Origin of the sequence: Halothece sp. PCC 7418 (genome assembly GCF_000317635.1) — a bacterium.
Classification (GTDB): domain Bacteria; phylum Cyanobacteriota; class Cyanobacteriia; order Cyanobacteriales; family Rubidibacteraceae; genus Halothece.
Genome location: NC_019779.1, coordinates 2,303,371 through 2,323,322, shown reverse-complemented (window position 1 = coordinate 2,323,322; position 19,952 = coordinate 2,303,371). Strand labels below are relative to the sequence as shown.

The 19,952-nt window shown below is 41.6% G+C and carries 17 protein-coding genes, 1 tRNA gene and 1 riboswitch; of the genes, 9 read left to right on the top strand and 9 right to left on the bottom strand.

Annotated features, from left to right (window positions below; all coding sequences use genetic code 11):
• Positions 1–8 precede the first annotated feature (8 nt).
• The 4 genes from PCC7418_RS10425 to cysE all read left to right on the top strand — a co-directional run bounded on the left by PCC7418_RS10425 (position 9) and on the right by cysE (position 3,815).
• Complete coding sequence (locus PCC7418_RS10425) at positions 9–1,769, top strand: ABC transporter substrate-binding protein (protein ID WP_015226142.1); 1,761 nt, start codon at positions 9–11, stop codon at positions 1,767–1,769.
• A gap of 3 nt (positions 1,770–1,772) precedes the next feature.
• Positions 1,773–2,567, top strand: a complete 795-nt coding sequence (larB, locus tag PCC7418_RS10420; RefSeq protein WP_015226141.1) for a nickel pincer cofactor biosynthesis protein LarB — start codon at positions 1,773–1,775, stop codon at positions 2,565–2,567.
• A gap of 69 nt (positions 2,568–2,636) precedes the next feature.
• Positions 2,637–2,725, top strand: a tRNA-Ser gene (locus PCC7418_RS10415).
• Positions 2,726–3,056: 331 nt separating this feature from the next.
• Positions 3,057–3,815, top strand: a complete 759-nt coding sequence (cysE, locus tag PCC7418_RS10410; RefSeq protein WP_216086736.1) for a serine O-acetyltransferase — start codon at positions 3,057–3,059, stop codon at positions 3,813–3,815.
• A gap of 77 nt (positions 3,816–3,892) precedes the next feature.
• On the opposite strand, the gene PCC7418_RS10405 is transcribed toward cysE, so the two are convergent.
• Positions 3,893–4,411, bottom strand: coding sequence for an adenine phosphoribosyltransferase (locus PCC7418_RS10405; RefSeq protein ID WP_015226138.1), 519 nt, complete (start codon positions 4,409–4,411; stop codon positions 3,893–3,895).
• Between the two features lie 104 nt (positions 4,412–4,515).
• On the opposite strand from PCC7418_RS10405, the gene hisIE reads away from it, so the two are divergent.
• From hisIE to PCC7418_RS10390, 3 genes are all read left to right on the top strand, one after another.
• Entirely contained in the window at positions 4,516–5,151 is a 636-nt protein-coding gene (gene hisIE, locus PCC7418_RS10400; RefSeq protein WP_015226137.1) for a bifunctional phosphoribosyl-AMP cyclohydrolase/phosphoribosyl-ATP diphosphatase HisIE, read from the top strand.
• A gap of 138 nt (positions 5,152–5,289) precedes the next feature.
• Complete coding sequence (locus PCC7418_RS10395; protein WP_015226136.1) at positions 5,290–6,045, top strand: DUF3153 domain-containing protein; 756 nt, start codon at positions 5,290–5,292, stop codon at positions 6,043–6,045.
• A 24-nt stretch (positions 6,046–6,069) separates the two neighbouring features.
• Positions 6,070–7,449, top strand: a complete 1,380-nt coding sequence (locus PCC7418_RS10390) for an SGNH/GDSL hydrolase family protein (protein WP_015226135.1) — start codon at positions 6,070–6,072, stop codon at positions 7,447–7,449.
• A 78-nt stretch (positions 7,450–7,527) separates the two neighbouring features.
• Here the strand turns inward: PCC7418_RS10390 and tatC are convergent, their stop codons facing one another.
• The gene (gene tatC / locus PCC7418_RS10385) at positions 7,528–8,292 is read right to left on the bottom strand and encodes a twin-arginine translocase subunit TatC (protein WP_015226134.1); all 765 of its coding nucleotides are present in this window, start codon (positions 8,290–8,292) and stop codon (positions 7,528–7,530) included.
• Positions 8,293–8,479: 187 nt separating this feature from the next.
• Positions 8,480–8,578, top strand: a riboswitch (TPP riboswitch).
• Between the two features lie 9 nt (positions 8,579–8,587).
• Here tatC and thiC point away from each other — a divergent pair.
• The gene (gene thiC, locus PCC7418_RS10380; RefSeq protein WP_015226133.1) at positions 8,588–9,964 is read left to right on the top strand and encodes a phosphomethylpyrimidine synthase; all 1,377 of its coding nucleotides are present in this window, start codon (positions 8,588–8,590) and stop codon (positions 9,962–9,964) included.
• A 29-nt stretch (positions 9,965–9,993) separates the two neighbouring features.
• Here thiC and ispD read toward each other — a convergent pair whose 3' ends face one another.
• The 3 genes from ispD to cbiD form a co-directional block, all read right to left on the bottom strand.
• The gene (ispD, locus tag PCC7418_RS10375; RefSeq protein ID WP_015226132.1) at positions 9,994–10,686 is read right to left on the bottom strand and encodes a 2-C-methyl-D-erythritol 4-phosphate cytidylyltransferase; all 693 of its coding nucleotides are present in this window, start codon (positions 10,684–10,686) and stop codon (positions 9,994–9,996) included.
• Positions 10,687–10,927: 241 nt separating this feature from the next.
• Positions 10,928–11,359, bottom strand: coding sequence for a hypothetical protein (locus tag PCC7418_RS10370; protein WP_150107053.1), 432 nt, complete (start codon positions 11,357–11,359; stop codon positions 10,928–10,930).
• Positions 11,360–11,858: 499 nt separating this feature from the next.
• Positions 11,859–12,977, bottom strand: a complete 1,119-nt coding sequence (gene cbiD / locus PCC7418_RS10365) for a cobalt-precorrin-5B (C(1))-methyltransferase CbiD (protein ID WP_216086735.1) — start codon at positions 12,975–12,977, stop codon at positions 11,859–11,861.
• Positions 12,978–13,233: 256 nt separating this feature from the next.
• Here cbiD and PCC7418_RS10360 point away from each other — a divergent pair, with 256 nt between their 5' ends.
• On the top strand, positions 13,234–13,803 hold the full coding sequence (locus tag PCC7418_RS10360) for a Uma2 family endonuclease (protein ID WP_015226129.1): 570 nt from the start codon (positions 13,234–13,236) through the stop codon (positions 13,801–13,803).
• A gap of 226 nt (positions 13,804–14,029) precedes the next feature.
• Here the strand turns inward: PCC7418_RS10360 and PCC7418_RS10355 are convergent, their stop codons facing one another.
• The 4 genes from PCC7418_RS10355 to PCC7418_RS10340 all read right to left on the bottom strand — a co-directional run bounded on the left by PCC7418_RS10355 (position 14,030) and on the right by PCC7418_RS10340 (position 19,743).
• Positions 14,030–15,292, bottom strand: coding sequence for a hypothetical protein (locus PCC7418_RS10355; protein WP_015226128.1), 1,263 nt, complete (start codon positions 15,290–15,292; stop codon positions 14,030–14,032).
• A gap of 14 nt (positions 15,293–15,306) precedes the next feature.
• Positions 15,307–15,816, bottom strand: a complete 510-nt coding sequence (locus PCC7418_RS10350; protein ID WP_015226127.1) for a hypothetical protein — start codon at positions 15,814–15,816, stop codon at positions 15,307–15,309.
• A 39-nt stretch (positions 15,817–15,855) separates the two neighbouring features.
• A complete protein-coding gene (locus PCC7418_RS10345; protein ID WP_015226126.1) occupies positions 15,856–18,351 on the bottom strand; it encodes a dynamin family protein in 2,496 nt (831 codons plus the stop codon).
• Between the two features lie 849 nt (positions 18,352–19,200).
• Positions 19,201–19,743, bottom strand: coding sequence for an REP-associated tyrosine transposase (locus tag PCC7418_RS10340; protein WP_015226125.1), 543 nt, complete (start codon positions 19,741–19,743; stop codon positions 19,201–19,203).
• Positions 19,744–19,952 lie beyond the last annotated feature (209 nt).

Below are 19,952 nucleotides of genomic sequence, written 5' to 3'. Positions count from 1 at the left end.
AATCAAAAATGTTCTTGAAACATCAAACTCGTTTTCTCATTTCTCTTGTTTTTGCTTTTCTTGCTAGCTTACTGACCGCCTGTAACCCTGCAATTATTGAAAGCACTGCAGCCGATGTTCCGCAAGTTGTTCAATCTATTTTAAGTGATCCAAAAACGTTTAATGCGGTTCTCTCTCAAGAGTCACCGAATGTTTTTGGTTTAACCTATGAAGGCTTAGTTGAACAAAACCCACTGACAGGAGAAATCAAGCCTGCTTTGGCGAAATCTTGGGAAATTTCTGAGAATAAAAAAGAAATTACTTTTAGACTCAAAGAAAACTTAAAATGGTCAGATGGTGAACCGTTAACAGCAGATGATGTGGTCTTTACTTATAATGACTTAATTCTTAATCCTAAAATTCCCAATAATACAAGAGATAGCTTAAGAATTGGCGAGAGTGGTGAATTTCCTACGGTGGAAAAAGTAGATCGTCAAACGGTTAAATTTACTGTTCCTGAACCGTTCGCGCCGTTCTTACAAAGTACCAGTATTTCAATTATGCCGAAACACGCTTTGATTGACTCGGTACAAAAAACAGATGCAGAGGGAACACCGCTTTTCTTATCAAAATGGGGCGTAGATACTCCGCCTCAAGATATTGTCGTCAATGGTCGTTATCAGTTAGCTGGATATTCCACCAGTGAGCGCGTTATCTTTGAGAAAAATCCCTTTTATTGGGAAAAAGATGAACAAGGAAATCAATTACCTTATATTGATCGTGTAATTTGGCAGATTGTAGAAAATCAAGATACGGCTTTATTACAATTTCGATCAGGTGGATTAGATTCTATTGGGGTCACTCCTGACTATTTTTCTTTATTGAAACAAGAAGAAGACCGAGGAAACTTTACGATTTATAATGGCGGTCCTCAATACGGAACGACCTTTATTGGGTTTAACTTAAATACGGGAACTCGCAACGGTGAACCCTTAGTTGATCCCATTAAGTCTCGTTGGTTTAATAGTCTGGAATTTAGAAAAGCAGTCGCCTATGGAATCAATCGCCAACAGATGATTAATAATTTATTTCGGGGGTTAGGGGAACTGCAAAATTCACCGATTTCGGTACAATCTCCTTATTACGAGGAAGATGTTAAAAGCTATGGTTACGATCCAGAAAAAGCAAAACAATTACTCTTAGATGCTGGCTTCCAATATAATAACGAAGGAAACTTATTAGACGAGGATGGAAACCAAGTTCGCTTTACATTAATTACTAATGCAGGGAATAAAAGCAGGGAAGCAATGGGAGCCCAAATCAAACAAGATTTAGCTAAAATCGGAATTACGGTTGATTTTACACCGATTCAGTTTAATGTCTTAGTGGATAAACTTTCTAATTCTCTCGATTGGGAATGTCATTTATTAGGATTTACAGGAGGGAATGAACCCCATTTTGGGATTAATTTATGGCGAACGGATGGCAATTTACATACCTTTAATCAATCCGCGCGACAGGGAACAACACCTGTGGAAAATCGAAAAGTGAGACAATGGGAAAAAGAGATTGAAGCCCTTTATATTGAAGCATCGAGAGAGTTAGATGAAAGCAAACGAAAAGCACTTTACGCAGAAGCCCAAGATATTGTACAGGAACATTTACCCTATATTTATTTAGTGAATCCTCTATCTTTAGCTGCGGTGCGCGATCGCGTTGAAGGAGTCGAATATTCTGCACTCGGCGGAACATTCTGGAATATTGAAGAGTTAAGAATTAGTCAGGAATAATTAATGGAAGCGCAAGCCTTAAATACGCTTTTAAATGCTGTCGCTAGAGGGGAAATTTCCCCAGAAACGGCACAAGAAAAACTGAAACATCTGGCTTTTGAACCCATTGCTGATTTTGCAAAAGTGGATCATCATCGGGCGTTAAGAACAGGATTTCCAGAAGTGATTTGGGGGCCAGGGAAAACGCCAGATCAAATTGCACAAATTATGATAAAGATGCGGGATCAAACGAATCATTTCGCTGAGAATTATCCCGCTTCTGTTATTATGGCAACTCGGGTTGATCCCCCCGTGTTTCGTCAAATCAAAAGCCAGATCCGAGAGGTCAAATACCATCCCCTCCCTCGCATTTGTGTCCTTGAAACCGCTTCTCCCCCCCCGCAAGCGGGAAAGATTGGCGTTTTAACCGCAGGAACTGCGGATATTCCCGTCGCCGAAGAAGCAGCCCTCACCGCCGAATTGTGTGGCTTTAATGTCAATCGTTTGTGGGATGTGGGTGTCGCTGGAATTCACCGCTTACTCAGTCATCGCGAACTTTTAAGTCAAGTGAATGTTCTGATTGTGGTCGCCGGAATGGAGGGCGCACTCCCCAGTGTGGTCGCGGGAATGGTGGATTGTCCAGTGATTGCAGTTCCCACCAGCATTGGCTATGGCGCAAGTTTTGAAGGGATCGCGCCGTTACTGACCATGTTAAACTCTTGTGCTGCGGGGATTGGCGTTGTTAATATTGATAATGGCTTCGGTGCTGCAATCCTTGCGGGGCAAATTTTACGCACTGCTCACAAAATTAAATCTTGATTTCTTTGACAAGGAGAAACTAAACCGCTACAATTAGAAATTGTCTGTCTAATTGTAAGAGAAGACCTTGGAGAGGTGGCTGAGTGGTTGAAAGCGGCGCCCTGCTAAGGCGTTAGGGGGTTCACGCCTCCTCGAGGGTTCGAATCCCTCCCTCTCCGTTTCAACAGAGATTAATCTCCCATTAGCCAAATGGTTAACCCAATACCAAAAGTCAGTACGATGTAACCAAAAGCATCATTCAGACCTCTAAATAAGTCTAAAGGGAAGAAAATTACAGTATTAGTCATGTAATAACTCAGCAAGACTAGACCTAAGAAGAACGTCAGTATTTTAAACATAAGGGATATATTTCTGATTGAGTTCGAGTGTAAAAGTTAGAGTTAAGTCTCGAAGAACAACGAACGCATGACACTGACAACATTCAAACAAAAGAAAGATTTTCACATAGAACAAGAAACGATAGAATATTTAGTGATCTATTAGACCGAAATTTTAGGAAGACCTGTGCTATCTACGCTCACCGCAGACTTTCGGATTATCTTCGAGCGCGATCCTGCTGCTCGCAACTGGCTAGAAGTTATCACTTGTTACCCAGGTTTACAAGCCATCTTATCTCATCGGTTTGCCCATTGGCTTTATCGCATCGGGCTACCTTTAATTCCACGTCTCATTTCCCAATTATCTCGTTTTATTACAGGAATTGAAATTCACCCCGGTGCACAAATGGGAAAGGGGGTATTCATCGACCACGGAATGGGAGTCGTGATTGGGGAAACAACGATTATTGGTGATTATGCGCTGATTTATCAAGGCGTAACCCTTGGGGGGACAGGAAAAGAAAGTGGTAAGCGTCATCCTACCCTTGGCGAAAATGTGGTAGTTGGTGCGGGTGCAAAAGTTCTCGGTAATCTTCAGATTGGGAACAATGTTCGCATCGGAGCAGGATCAGTTGTGCTACGTGATGTCCCTTCCAACTGCACCGTTGTTGGCGTACCAGGTCGCGTCGTTTATCGTTCGGGAACTCGTGTTGACCCATTAGAACACGGTAGTCTCCCTGACTCAGAAGCGAATGTGATTCGGGCGTTAGTGGATCGCATTGAATCCCTAGAACAGGAAGTCCAAACCTTGCAACGTCAACAAACTTGGACTGCTTCTGTCGTCTCTGCAACAGATTCCCAAGAAAAATCTCCTCAATGTCGAATTGAAGATCGCGAGATTCAAGAATTTCTCCACGGAACGGGAATTTGATAGTGACCAGTTCAGAAACGAAATTAGCTCAGAAAAGGGGAAGAATTGGTTTTTTGTTCCTTTCCCCCTTTTCAAAACTAATAGTCAACTAGTGTAATCAGTGGAACTTCAGGAAGTTTTTTCCGCCCCTCTAAGCCTTTCAGTTCAATAACAAATCCGAAGCCGAGGAGTTCGCAGCCAATTTTGTCGATCAAGTCTGCTGTTGCTTTGGCTGTTCCCCCTGTGGCAATTAAATCATCAACAATAATCACTTTCGAGTTCGCAGGGAGGGCATCTTGGTGCATTTCTAGCTTATCTGTACCATATTCTAAATCATATTCAATACTATGCACCGCAGCAGGAAGTTTTCCAGGTTTACGCACGGGAACAAAACCCGCCCCAAATTGATAGGCGAGAGTCGGACCAAATAAAAAGCCTCGGGATTCAATACCAATCACATAATCTGGAATCAGGTTTGCGGATCGGAATTTACTTTCAAAGGTTTCTACAGTGTAGCGAAGTCCCGCGCGATCGCGCAGTAAAGTCGTAATATCGCGAAAAACAATGCCTGGCTTCGGAAAGTCGGGAATATCGCGAATTAATGATTTTAAATCCATAAGTCAATTGTTATTTACGTCCTTAAGGATTATCGCATCTTCAGTTGAGAAATAATTTTCAGGTCAATGCTATAATTTCACTGCAAAACTCCCAACTAGCAACGATGACTGATTTTTCCCAAGCCATTCCTGTTGATCAAATCTGCTACAACGAACAAGGATTAGTTCCCGCTATTATCCAAGATTATTTGGATGGTACAGTTTTGATGATGGCGTGGATGAATGAAACCTCCTTGCAGAAAACCTTAGACACAGGAGAAACTTGGTTTTGGAGTCGATCGCGCCAAGAATTATGGCATAAAGGAGAAACTTCGGGACACTTGCAAAATGTGAAGGCAATGCGCTACGACTGTGATAGTGATACGCTTTTGATTACGGTCGAACAAGTTGGAGAGATTGCTTGTCATACGGGAGAACGATCCTGTTTCCATCAAGTGGATGGGAGTAAAGCAGCACCGCCAGCAGATACGCTATCAGGGCTATATGAAGTGATCTCTGACCGTCGCGATCACCCCAATCCTGATTCCTATACCTGTAAACTGATGGCAGGGGGGGATAATAAAATTCTCAAGAAAATTGGTGAAGAAGCCTCAGAAGTGGTGATGGCGTGTAAAGATGATGATGAAAGCGCGATCGCGTCAGAAGTAGCCGATCTGCTTTATCATACTTTAGTTGCAATGTCTTACCATAACGTCGATCTCAAAGCCGTTTACAAAAAACTACAAGAGCGAAAACGGTGAAACCTGATCAATTCTTGTGAAAAGTGCAGACAAGATTTTAACTTAACTTGACAAATTGTCGGGAAGCTGAATTCCGCGCTGAGGTCATCGCCGTTCTCAAAGAAACAACCTGTTTTATCAATATGTCGCTGCTGCCTTATGATCAATTCTGCTTGGAAACGCTTATTACTTTTGGTACTCCCTCTGTTGCTCTCGGGCTGTGTTCACTACGATGTGGGAATTAACTTTTACGGATTACATCGCGGTGAAATTGTTCAGCATATTGAATTAGGTCAACAATTAACCAACTTTAGTCAAGCGGATGTGGAAGACTGGTTAGGAAGTTTGCAAGCGCGATCGCGCCAATTAGGAGGCCAAACCCAGCGTCTCTCACCGCAAGCGGTAGAACTGACCATTCCCTTCGCCAACGCCCAAGAACTAGAAACCAAATTTAATCAGTTTTTTAATCCGAAAAACACCACCGTTACCCAAGCACCGAGTCAGTTAGTGCAACTTGATTCTCAACTCACAACCGACCAAAATAACTTCATTCTGTTTCAACGCACCCATTTCAAGCTCAATATTGATTTAACTGCGTTGGGAACAATCAAAGGAGAAAATTCGTTGTTAGTGGGAGCGAGTTCTCTGTTAGATTTAGAGTTTCGCTGCCAAACCCCTTGGGGAATGAAGATGATCAGCCCAGAAGCGGGGGAAAATCAATCTCTTGTGAAACAAACCGGCACAGAAACGATCTGGTATTTACAACCTGGAGAAAATAATCAGATTGAAGTGGTCTTCTGGTTACCAGAACCCTTGGGTTGGGGCGCGATCGCGATCATTATTATCGTTTACATGGGTTTATTGCTCAAATCTCGGTCTTCTCCCAGTGCCTCCTCCAACCTCCCACAAACCTAAGTCCGTTTATTCCTTGGCACTCCTATGTTTAAGTCTCGTCGAAAACTGTATGTTGGTAAAAAACAACCCCGTCAGCAACGAATCTCTCCCCTCTGGATTCTCCTTTCCATTCCCTTATTGGTCATCGTCTTAGAAGTATGTGTTCGACTCTTCTTTAGTTTTACTGGGAAACCCCCACGTCTGATGAGTCAGCAAGACAACTCGGCTCTGTCTCAAGCCTACCAATTAAAGTTTTTGACCAATAATCAACCCATTGAGGGCTTACCAGAAGGCGGGCTTTTAAAAGTAGAACGTCATCCCATTGCCGGATATCAACTCCTTCCCAACCAAGAAAGTCAATTCTGGCAAATCAACGAACAAGGATGGCGAGAAACCGTTTCCATTCCTCAAAATAAACCCAGCGATGAAATCCGAGTCTTTATTTTAGGGGGAGCGAGTGCCTTTGGCTATCGCAATAACAGTAACCAAGATACGATCGCGCAAAAACTAGAACAACGTCTCAATCAGCGAGTTGAACAACAACGCACCGCACCCAACCAATACCAACCGCAAGTGTTGCCTTTTTATGAACCAGATCGGATTCGTCTCTTGGAAAAAACCCCCCGTTTACGGGAAGGAAACTATCAAGTCATTAACGCTGCGGTGCCTGGTTATGCCTCTGGGAATCAACTGGCGCAACTGGCTCTTAAAATTCTTGCCTATGACCCTGACTTAATCATTGTCATGGGAGGCTATAAAGACTTAATGCTCTCCAGCGACAAATCTTTTGCTGAAATTCCCCTGATTGAAACCTATCTCAGCAATGCACCAAAACACTTTCGGGCTTATTTGCGGAAACCCCTGAATCACTGGGGACAAAATAGTGATTTAGTGCAACTGGCAACCGCCTACATGGAAACACCAGCCGTTCCCACCACGAAAAATACCCTTGTCCTCAATCACAACCCCACTCAACCTCTCGCCTCCTATCTTCCCCAACAACCGAGCGAATTAGTGGAACGAGTCAAACGGTATCGTCAGAATAATCTGCAAATGGTACGCCTCACTGCTGGTGCTGGTGTTCCTCTGATTAGTGCCGTACAACCAGAAATTACAGGACGGAACTTAGATAACTTGCCCCGCCAAGAACAAGAAATTATCAATGAACTCGGGAAAGAATATATCCAAGAAGTCCAGAATGCCTACACTGAACTGAGAAGAGCCAATGCTCAACTCGAACAAATCTTTCCCAATAATGTCGCTAGCGTCAATCTTTACCCCATCTATAGCGACTTTCCAAACCAAGCGTTCGTTAACCCGATTCATCTCACCTCAGAGGCGAACACAGTCGCTGCAGAACATCTTTATGAGCGGATTACGCAAATTCCCAAAATGCAGATTGTTCCTAGAGAACCAGGCACTTAAGTGGATTAATTTTGCTAAACTCTCACTTCTAGATCGGTTGATGAGTTGGGTTGCGCTTCCTTCGACCCAACCTACTGATTATCTTCCTAGGAGTTTGACAACACCAATCCCACCGAAGTATAAACCCAGCACAGCGCCTGCGAGGAGAGATTGGGTCATCGGATCAGTGGAAGGGGTTAAAACTGCACCTAAGACGACAGAACCGAGAACAATATAACGCCAACCTGAAATCATGGTTTCGGAAGAGACAATTCGTAAAAGTCCTAACAAAACCTGAATAATGGGAATTTGAAATGCTAAAGCGGTACTAAACAGTAACAGGAGAACAAAACGGAAATACTTGTCAATTGACCACATTTGGTCAACGACATCCTCCCCATAGCTAATAAAGAACTTCAACGCTGCCGGAACTAGGGCATAATAGGCAAAGACTAAACCCACACCAAAGAGAACCGTTGAGCCAACCATCACAGGAACGAGAAGGCGACGTTCTCCACGGGTTAAGCCAGGAAGAATAAATAATAGAATTTGATAGACAATAAAGGGGCTTGCGACCAGTAAACCACTGTAACCTGCGACTTTAATGGAAACGAAGAAGTATTCACCAGGCGCAAGTTGCAGAAATTTCACGCCTTGGGCGGGAACTTGTAAGGCTTCCACAATCGGACGCACAAAGATAAAACAACCAATGATTCCCACACCCACTGCAATCAGGGAATAGAAGATACGCCAGCGCAGTTCTTCGAGATGATCAAAGATGGACATCTCGGTTTCGTTGGGGATTTCGTTGAGATAGTCTTCTTGAGCGCGATCGCGTTCGGTAGAGGTTTCAACTGGAGACATTTCAGGATCAGTTTGTATATGCAGTTTTTCCTTCCTATTCTATCTATCACTGGTTACATTGGGAGGGGATAGCAGGGGTTTAGCCGTTCAAACTCTCAAAAGGGGGCTTGTTTCTGATTGATCTTAAAAGCAATTGAATAGATAGAGACGGTAGCGGTGATTCGGTGACTCGATATGCTAGGATTTGCGAATAAGCTGGGGGTGCCTGGGCTGAAACAGGCTGAGATTACACCCCGAGAACCTGAGATCGGCTAGCACCGACGTAGGGAAGCTGTTATTCAAGGAACAATACAATATGCGAAGTGAATGGATCGCCCAACGTGCAGGGGATACTAACCTTAGTCAAATGCACTATGCCCGCCAAGGGAAAATTACCGAAGAGATGCACCATGTCGCCCAGCGAGAAAACCTCTCGCCAGAGCTAATTCGAGATGAAGTCGCACGGGGACGGATGATTATTCCCGCAAATATTAATCATCCCAACCTCGAACCGATGGCGATTGGGATTGCATCGAAGTGTAAAGTTAACGCCAATCTTGGCGCGTCTCCCAATTCCTCCAACATTGAGGAAGAAGTGGATAAGTTGAGACTTGCTGTCAAGTATGGCGCAGATACTGTCATGGATTTATCCACAGGTGGCGGAAACTTGGATGAAATCCGCAGTGCAATTATCCAAGCCTCGTCTGTTCCCATTGGCACAGTGCCAGTTTATCAGACTTTAGAAAGTGTTCATGGCAATATTGAAAACCTGACTGCTGATGACTTTCTGCACGTCATTGAAAAACACGCCCAGCAAGGGGTTGATTACCAAACGATTCACGCGGGATTACTGATTGAGTATCTCCCTCTGGTTAAAAATCGGATTACTGGTATTGTTTCCCGTGGTGGCGGAATTATTGCCAAGTGGATGTTGCATCATCACAAGCAAAATCCCCTCTATACTCATTTTGATGACATCATTGAAATCTTCAAAAAATATGATGTCTCTTTCAGTTTAGGGGATTCTCTTCGTCCAGGTTGTACTCATGATGCGACTGACGAAGCGCAATTATCGGAGTTGAAAACTTTAGGTGAACTGACTCGTCGCGCATGGGAACATGATGTGCAAGTGATGGTAGAAGGTCCTGGTCATGTGCCGATGGATCAAATTGAGTACAATGTGAAAAAACAGATGGAAGAGTGTAGTGAAGCGCCCTTCTATGTTTTGGGACCCTTAGTTACTGATATTGCTCCTGGTTACGACCATATTACCTCCGCAATTGGGGCCGCGATGGCGGGCTGGTATGGAACTGCTATGCTGTGCTATGTTACGCCAAAAGAGCATTTAGGCTTACCCAATGCTGAGGATGTCCGTGAAGGGCTGATTGCCTATAAAATTGCTGCTCATGCTGCGGATATGGCACGTCATCGTCAAGGAGCGCGCGATCGCGATGACCAACTCTCAGAGGCGCGGTATAACTTCGACTGGAATCGTCAATTTGAACTTTCTCTCGACCCTGATCGCGCTAAAGAATATCATGACGAAACCTTACCAGCTGATATCTACAAAACTGCGGAATTCTGTTCCATGTGTGGACCGAAATTCTGTCCCATGCAGACCAAAGTGGATGCAGATGCGCTGACTGAGTTAGAGAAATTCTTGGCGAAAGAAGAAGCGGTGAGTAAAGCCTAAATCTGGCTTCAGGTGGGGGTCATTTTCCCCTACCCTTCTTCTGTCTGACGTTGGCTCAAAATAAATTCAGCAAGCCGTAAATCAAACTTTGTCGTTAGCTTCAGGTTCGTCTCTTCTCCTTCTACAATTTTCACAGGAAGCTGACATCGTTCAAACAACGCTGCATCGTCTGTGACTTCCCACCCCAAAACTTTTCCCTGACGATGACAGGACTTGAGTAACTCCACTTGAAACCCTTGGGGCGTTTGCGCTGCCCACATTTGCCGTCGCTCTGGGGTATCTTTCACAAAACCGTGTTCATCCACAACTTTAATGGTATCTTTAACTGGAACTGCAGCAATTAAGCCCTGACAAGTGTTTAAAGCCTCGCTACAGCGATCAAATAATTCTCGCGTCACCAAGCATCTCGCCCCATCATGAATTAACACTTGACTGGCTGTTTTCGGAAGAGCATCTAAACCATTACAAACGGATTCTTGACGAGTTTTCCCCCCTTCAATGAATACCACAGGAGTTGTTAGGTTTAAATCCTCTAAAATGGCTCTAAAGTCTGGGAAATCAAAGGGTTGACCGACAATCCCAATCCAATTAATTTCTGTCGAAGACTCTGCTGCTAATAACGTCCACGCCAGCAAGGGTTTTCCGAGTAACGGTAATAATAACTTATTACGATCGCTGCCCATCCGTTGTCCCCGTCCCGCAGCAGGGATTAATAGGTGCATTCAAGAGTCCTCCCTGATCTCTAAATAGCGTTCCTCAATATATCACAAACGCTTCTCTAGTCAGAAAAGGAGATGGGAAAAAGACTGCGGTTATGAGTTAGTGGGCTATGCCCTGGGGAAAGGGACAAGGGTAAGGGGAAAAGGAAGCCATAACTTGTCTTGTTAATTTCAATCTGTCCTAGCCCAAATGAGTAGTGCTTTAGGGCGAGAAAACTTTTATCTTGAACAAAGCAAATCTTATTTAGAACCGCTTTTCTAATCTACCCCGATTTAAAACATAACGTTTTGGCTTATAAATTTTTAATCCTGTCCAAGAACAATGAGGACAGGAATAACGACGAAGAGGAATTAAATAACTCAACCAACGCTGATATGTTTTGCGATGATATTGTCTAAGTTGGTGACGACAAACGGGACAATCAGGAGAACGAGTCGCACAACGGATTACATGATAACGAAGGCGTTTTATAAACAGATAAATCACTAAAGAAAGGATAATAATCAAGAAGAGTTTTGATAGCATCAAAAAGACACTATTTTGTAGGGAGAGAGGGATACGGATCAGATTAAAATAAATTGCTAAACTGCTTATGAACAGTAGAATATAAATGATTTCTGATCTCCAATCTCGAATCATTTTCTTCCAAGACTTTGTTTTCTTTTTGTAAAGCATATCACTGATTTCCAGAGCTTATACTAGGGAAACAATGTGTGAAGTTAATATCTCAAGAGACAGCACATCAACAATGTTTATTCCCTTATTTTTTTGTTACAAACAATTTTAATTTAAATCACAGAAAATAGATAATCGTAAAAATCATGAATTTTAAATCAGGAAAAATGTTTGCTGATCAGTAATTTTGGCAGCAATCAGGCAATGAGATCCGAAATGATTAATACTCTTTCTTTTCCCTGACACTTAAGGGAAAGTCCAAACATTAGAGCGTTTTTTATGCTATAGCGCGACGCACTATTGCAGTTCTAATTCTTATGTAAAAACTTGATGAATCGTTCCCCCCTTATTGAAGGCAGGGCTGTTTCATTCTGGGGGGGAATTTGGCGGGGTAAGCGGTGAAAGCCTTGCGGAAAGGGAAAAGCGATCACTTTTTCTGACTTTTTGACTAATTCATCAATCTTGCGCTTCCATAGATTGATTTTTAGATGATTAGGATCTATTTGAATTCAGGCAAAACTTGTCGCACCACAGGGCTAACCGTAATTATGTTTCTACCTCGATCAAATAAAACTGAACCAACCGTTACATCTTTTTCGCTGTGTTTGCGGATGTACTCTTGTGCCTTTTGGTCGATGGTCAGCGCGATCGCGCGATAGACGTTTTCCACTAATTCCGATCCGTTTTCCTGGTCTCTTAAATATTGCAGTGCGCTTTCTGTAGTCTCACTGGTTAATAATTGTTGGATAATGTCTGTGGGAAGTCCCACTTTTGCAGCTAAAGCCGTTAAAATTTCTAGACGGGCATCTGCTAGATGATGATGGGTATGAAACACGCCACCCGCCAGTTTAATCAGCTTGCCATGATAGCCAAATAAAACCAACGATTTCACCCCTTGTTCTCCGGCTGCAACTAACAGGGGTCCCAACCAATTGGCAGTTTTCACCAGTTGCTGCGGGTTAACCCCTTGTCTCCGGGCAAAATCTAAGCCATTTTCCCCCACACAAAAGACTAAAGTGTCAAATTCCTTGGCTTTTTGCGCCAGTTCTTCTTGAAACGCCGTTAATTGTCCTGGTGCGCTTAAGGGTTGGGAAATTCCCGTTGTTCCCAGTAAAGATAACCCTTCCACCACTCCAAACGCTTCATTAGAAGTCCGTTGCGCTAAACGTTTTCCTTCGGGAAGAATAATCGTAACCGTCACCTTTTGATCCTCTCGGAGTAACGGCTGTAAATTCTCCATTAAAATCTGTTTTGCATAGCGATAGATGGCAGCTTTTCCGTCTGCTTGTAGCTGCTTTCCCACTCCTTCTCCACCATTAATGGTGACTTGTTCTGTATCGGGTTGGCGACTGGCTAAACTCACAATCGCCCAAATGGGAGTATTCGCCGTTAAATCTAAATTATCTCCTGGATCACTGCGGGTAATGGCGAGGGCTTTTCCCATTTCCAACTTCGCCACTTGTTCCACAGGAATCGTTGCTTGTTCTGGGGGAGTAACCAGATTAATTTCCACTTGATCTAAGGGTTGTTCCTGCTGTAAATATTGCAATGCAGCGATCGCAGAGGCACCAGCAAAAACAGGTAAGGTATAACCAGCACGGGGTTCAGTCATTCTTATGGTTTTGATCGACAACTAACGGAACTATCTTAATCTAATCATTGTCGTTGCTATTTAGAAAACAAGCCTTGCCAAACTGCCAAAACGGTAGAATCGGATCAAAAATCTACCGTGCTTTACCTGTGTCAATGAATATCAAAAACCCTCAAGTGCATAAAATGGGTTTGCGCGATCGAGCTAGTGGCGACAGGTTCACGATTCAGTGTATTCCCATTGTCTAAGATAAAAGAAAAAGTAATCAACGAAGTCAATTGTAATGAATACGATTCACTTAAATTTAGACCCTCTCGTTCAGAATTTGACCCATGAGCAATTTTATGAATTGTGCATGGCGAATAAAGATATTGAAATGGAACGCAGTGCGACTGGGGAATTGATTATTATGCCACCTGTTGGCGGTGAAAGTGGGGAAAGAGAAGCAGACTACATCACTGATTTAGGAATATGGAATCGTCAGACAAAACTGGGTAAGGTGTTCAGTTCCTCAACTGTCTTCAAACTCCCTCATGGCGGCGATCGCTCTCCTGATGCTGCTTGGGTCAAACTTGAACGTTGGGATCAGCTGACAAAGGAACAGCAGAAAAAGTTTCCGCCCCTGTGTCCTGATTTTGTCATTGAACTACGCTCGGAAAGCGACCGTTTACCACCGCTTCAAGAAAAAATGCAAGAATACCTTATAAGTGGGTTACGGCTAGGTTGGTTGATTAATCCCCAAGATCAAACCGTTGAAATCTATCGACCTAATCAGGAGGTGGAGATGATCAACCTCCCTGCGACTCTCTCAGGTGATGATGTTTTGCCTGGTTTTACCTTAAATATTTATTAGGCGCGATCGGATTATTGTTTTAAGATAGATGATTTCAATAGTTTACTAATGGTAGTAGGGTGGGCAAGGCAAACCCTACCGTCAATTCAGATTTTATTACTGTAACTTGACTTTTCAAAAATGGTATTACGCTCTTGCGAAAGCAACAGGAGAACCGCTTCTGTTTAAGGGAGTTGATTTTGCTCAAACTGATATTACAAGCTGTTGAACGTCATTCTTTAAGCAATCAGTCAGAAGAAGCATGATTATTGGCGAGGAGATAGAGTCCTGGTTTTGCCTTTTCATCAGGAAGCAGATCATGGCTGCTGCTAACGTCTTGTTCGGCACAGAGTTGGGCAAATTCTCGCAAACTATCTAACCGAGAGGAAAGTTCGCTGAGAGTATCGAGGTATTCAGCGAGGGCAAGTTGGCGATGTTTCCATTGCTCAGTAATATAAGGTTGAGTGCGGGTCATTTGTAGTTCCACTTCTGCATCCAGTCGCTTTTGATAGGTTTTTTCCGAAGAGAGATTGTTATCGCTGGGGGAAATAGTAATGATCCGTTGGACTCGTTCAGAAGTAATTTCTTCTCGAAAGTAAGGGGTGGCAAAACGTTGCGCTGTGGCAAGTTCAGAACGCTCGGTATTGAGAAGCGTCTTAGCCCAATGGTTCGCGTGTTCTTGGAAACGAGGCACTTCTAGATCGAGCATTGCTTGGGCATCCTCAATATAACCGTGTTGCAGCAAGAGGTTTGCTTCGGTAGCGGTTGCTACTGCCCAGCCTTGTGTGGAAACATCAACTAGCATTAAAGTATTTGCCTCATCTTGGAGAGGGGCTTGCATTGCCTGACTCGCAAGGAATAAACGAACGCTGGCGGCAGTTTTTAGCGCAGCTTTCGGGGAATCATTGGGAAAACGTTTCAGGGTTTCCAGTTCTGCTTGTAAATCAGCGATTTTTTGGATTAAAAAGGCTTTGTGTAGGTCAGTAATTGCATTATGGAGGTCTTGCTGTTTTTGTCGGCTATCTTCCACAAGGAGATGCAGATAAGCAAGTTGACCTGATAATTGATCCAGACGTTCTTCTACACGGTTAAAGCCTGCATCCATTGATTTTTGCAAGTTGTTGATCGCTTTTTGGGTTTGATGGAGTTTATAGCCCATATAGGCAAAGCCAGCAATACTGACACCAAGGTTGAGAACGCTTGCACCCGCAGCAATTTGGCTAAAACCAAGAATAGAGGAAGCGGTTTGTTGGAGTCCCACTAATTGATTAAATGTGGTAGCGTGACCAATGGCGTTAGTGGCGAGGGAAGCAGAACCCATGACAGGGGAAAAGGGTAAATTCATCAATTGGTTGGTAAAACCAGAAGATTCGGTGAGATGACGAACAATTTGTCCTGCTTGTTCAGTTCCCGCAGCATTGCGAATGACCCCGCCATAGCGAACCAGTGAACCATCTATAAGTCCTTGTATGATGGTTGGATCAGCGATTAAGTTAGTGGGAATGATCATGAGAATGACTCCTTTTATGATCGGTAAAGAGGAAGATTATTAGTAGATAGAACAGATAGACGGGGAGAAGTATCAATTACTTTATGTTCTGTGTTTGATAGTGCTTCAAAAGCATCAGCACGCTTTAATGAACTTGCATTTGCTCTAAAACCAGAATGAACTTCTTGTAGTTTGATTTGAATAAAATACACATCATATTCAGAACGTTGATTTATTTGGTCAGTATTTGAAAAACGATTCTTTAAGCCTGTATGCTTAAAATGTTCTTCTGTTCCAATCCATAAAGCTTCTGTTGAGCGATAAACCTTTTCCCACATCTCCGTTTTTACTTTCTTTTGATTATTTAGCTTTTCTATAATGTCTTCATTATTTTCAGCATTAATTACTAAAACTAGAATCGATGTGTGTTCTTTTTGAGAAGAGGGTGATATAAAATGAGTTTTTGTTTTTCCTTCAATTTTATTATTTCTTGATTTTGTCCAGCCTTGACTGTCATTTTCTAGAGAGTCACCGAATTTATACAAGAGTTCACCAGCTTCCTTAATTTTTTTGCAATCTCTTTTTCAAGCATGATTTTCCAAGTCTCCTTGAGATAAAGTATTTAATCGTTGACTAATATCTATTAGTGCATTATATGTTACTTTGACATTTTCAATATCTTCCAAGTCTTGAGTTATTTGCTTACTTTTTGTCTCAATTAATTTTTGTTGTTTATCTAAGTTGCGATTGACTAAGTTTATAAACTCCTCAATTGAATAATTATATTCTTTTTCGACTAAGTTTAAATATTCAAAAATCCATCGTTCAAGTTCATCACATAAGTCTGATCCTGCATTATCAATACCTTTTGCCCACTGTTCTGCCATTGTTTCAAAATTAGGTAATTTCAGTTCCTTAAATTCAACTTCTCCATAAACATCTACAGTTCTTTCCCGTGTCTTTTGTTCTTTAAAGAAACAACTGCCTTCCTCATAAGTTTCTTGTTTCTTTTGTTGACCTACTTTGACTCGTCGCTCTTCCTCATTTGCTTCAATCAAGTCTGATAAATTCAAAATATATTCAGGCATTTCTGGAGGCTTTGATGATATTCTTTTCCAAAATTCAGCAAAAATAGATTCATTAATATAAGTTACTTGAGATGAATCTAATTGATTACGGATTAAATCAAAGTCATTATCAATAAAATGTTTAGTCAGTGCTTCTAATCCCTGCTCAAACTTTTGTACTTGTGCTTGTAAAGTAAACTCCGCTCTTGTTAAGATTGCTTCTCGCATAGCACTAAATAACATCCGAACTGATTTTTCAGCATGGTCTAGTTCCTGTTGAGCTTTTTTGTCATCTTTACGTGCAGATTTGATGAGATAGCCATCAGCTTCCGCAAAATTATTTAGTTTTGTTTTCATTGATTCATAGGCTCTAGCAATTTGATTAGCAATAATCGGGGAAATAACCTCTTGAAGTTGATCTTCTAACTCATAAGCACTCTCTTTTTCTTGTAATGCTTTACGTACAGGACGAATTAATGTAAGTGTAATATCTTGTCTAATTTCTAGAATCGCATCATCCAGTACTCGAAATTTTTCAATATTTTCTGTAACAAGTGTACTTTGTACCTGTAAAGAATTCTTAATTGAATCATCTTGTTGATTATTTAAGCTATTTTTTAAATCGTTTATTCCTTTTGATATTAGTTTCTTTCCATCATTTAAATTTTCTATCGTTTGGATAAAATTCTTACGAGTATTTTCTAATTGCTTGCGTAATTTTTCAATTTCTTGTAAGTCTTCAATCTGACGAATGTTTGTCAAAGAATCAATCTTGGTACTTAGGGAGTCAAAACATTTAAACAAACGATTCAATGCAGGCGCAATTACTAACTCTGGAAATGATTCTTGGATGCGATACCGTAGAGTATTCCAAAGTTGTTGTCCGCCACTCCACTCTTGCGCGTAGCGGAGAATTTTACGCATCGTCTCATCTTCAATTTGTTGACCTTTTTTGACTTGTTTACGAAGTTTATAAAACCACTCATCTAGATCATCATCATTTTCTGTTTTTTCTTCAATTATGTTTGCACAATCCTTAAACATCGCTTTTAATAACTTTAAGCGTGTTTCTGGATCAATTTTGGAATCTAGATGACCTCCTTCCATTCCCCAAGCACATTGGGCGTAATAAAGTAATCGCGCATTAAAAGGAATGACATCTGGAGGAGTGTCTAAGGATAAAACGGATTGAATTTCTGCTTTTAAGCGTTCAATTTGCTGATCAAGCGGAAAATCATCAGCCCCTCGCATATCGACCCGATTTAAGACAAAAATCATGGAGTCAGTGCGACCATTAAGGTATTCCACAACCTCTTTTAATTCCTGTAAGAGGCGTTGTCGGTGTTCCTCATCGACTTGTCCATAGTCTAAAGCGACTAAACTGCAAGATTTCCTGACTTGTGGTTGAATGACTTTTAAATTGGCGCGGTCTTGAACCGACTTTAAGCCAGGTAAATCAATGATTTCGAGGTCAATTCCTTCTGGAAGATTGAGTACAGCGCGATCGCGCACGGGTAAAAGTTGACTTTGAACCGTAATCTGAGGCGCAAGACAATCCGTTCGTTGTTTGCGAGTCTCGTGATAAGACCACATCACCTGTTGGATGCGATTGTAAAGTTCCTCATCCGTTAAATCAGTCCATTTCCCTGTTTCCCACTGTGCATTTTGAGTGTCTTCTATGACTAACTGAACCTTGTCCGAATCTTTAAATTTCAAGACTCCGCCACTCATTTCGGAACGTTCAATTGGTGCGATACGGCGACCAATCAAAGCGTTGACAATGGTCGATTTCCCAGAAGAGGTTGTTCCCAATGTCGCGATCGATAATTTGGGGGTTTCTAACCGTGTTTTTGCTTCCTGATAAGCGTTCTGAAAATCTTCAACTTCTTTTTTTAACTGCGGATCATCAAACACATCAGGATGAGTCTTGGCTAACTCGACAACTCCTTCTCCTAACTGATGCAGCAGTTCACGGACTGCATTCAGACGTTCTGTTACATTATCGCTGTTCATGCACTGATCCTCAAAGCACCATCAGTCCTATACATCTCATTACAAAGACCTGATTTACTTAGGATGGCATGAACCAATTAGAAATTCATTACTTTTTATTGTTTCTTAATGTGAATCACAAAAAAAGTGAGAAAAAACATCAAAATATGGCAAGCTCTAATCATACTTGACAGTGATTATATAAGTACCCTTCTCAATAACTTCTGTTGACCCGAGAATTGAAATCTGATTTTATAAACAGCGCGATCGCGCATTATTCATCAGATCAAGATTGCTGAAAACTGATACAAGAAATCACTTAATTTTAATCAAAAGTAGGTTGGGTTAGCGACACTATAACCTGAAAAAACTGATTTGTGTTGGGTTTTATTACCTCAACCCAACCGACAAAGGACTAATCATATTTGACAGTGATTATATAAGTACCCTTCTCAATAACTTCTGTTGACCCGAGAATTGAAATCTTATTTTATAAACAGCGCGATCGCGCTTTATTAATCAGATTAAGATTGCTGAAAACTGATACAAGAAATCACTTAATTTTAATCAAAAGTAGGTTGGGTTAGCTACAGCGTAACCCAACAAAACCTGATTTGTGTTGGGTTTTATCACCTCAACCTAACCAACAAGGAACTTCATTTTAATTACAAGTAGAGCGACACTATAACCTGACAAAACCTGATTTGTGTTGGGTTTTATCACCTCAACCTAACCAACAAGGAACTTCATTTTAATTACAAGTAGAGCGACACTATAACCTGACAAAACCTGATTTGTGTTGGGTTTCGTCACCTCAACCCAACCTACAGACAACTACTCAACCAACCTACAGAAAACTTAATTATTGTACTACTCTCCAACTGATAAACCATCAAATGAGATATTTTCCTTAATTCCCCAATCTTCAGAATAAATTCCTTCCGCCACGCAACGATGAAAACTGGAATACTCCCAATCTTTGACCGTATCAACTAAACCATGTTTCACGGGATTAAAATGAATATAATCAAAATGACGCTTAAAATCTTCCTCGTTTCTAATATAGTGTTCCCAAAACCGTCGTTGCCAAATTGTTTTTTCTTGCTTTTTTTGTCTTGATGGAGAAACAAATTGTGAAGGAGAAATCTGACAATGACGACTAAAATGACCCTTAATTAACCGCCAGCGTGTAGAATAATCAAAATCTTCTGCTGGTAAGGTTAATAAACAATGTAAATGGTCGGGTAAAATAACAATGGCATCAATGTCAAAAGGATGTTTGGCTTTAACGGTGCGAAAAGCAATTCGTAATTGTTCAATATTTTCAGATTGGGTTAGGAAAGGTTGTCGTTGATAAGTAACGAGGGTAAAGAAGTAAGTTCCACCTGCAATTTTGGCGCGACGATATCTCATAACTAGACATTTTCGTTAAGTTAAATAAGGTGAAAGCTAACATCCCTTAATCTCTCGAAATTTGGGCGGGTGCAAACTGTTTCACCTCACATTAATTCTATCTGATTAAAAATTGTGTTGGGTTTCGCTTTTCTGAACTGAACCTATCTTGCTTTACATTTTAAGGATTGTCTTTGGGTTTCACTAGGTTCTACCAACCTACGTTTTGT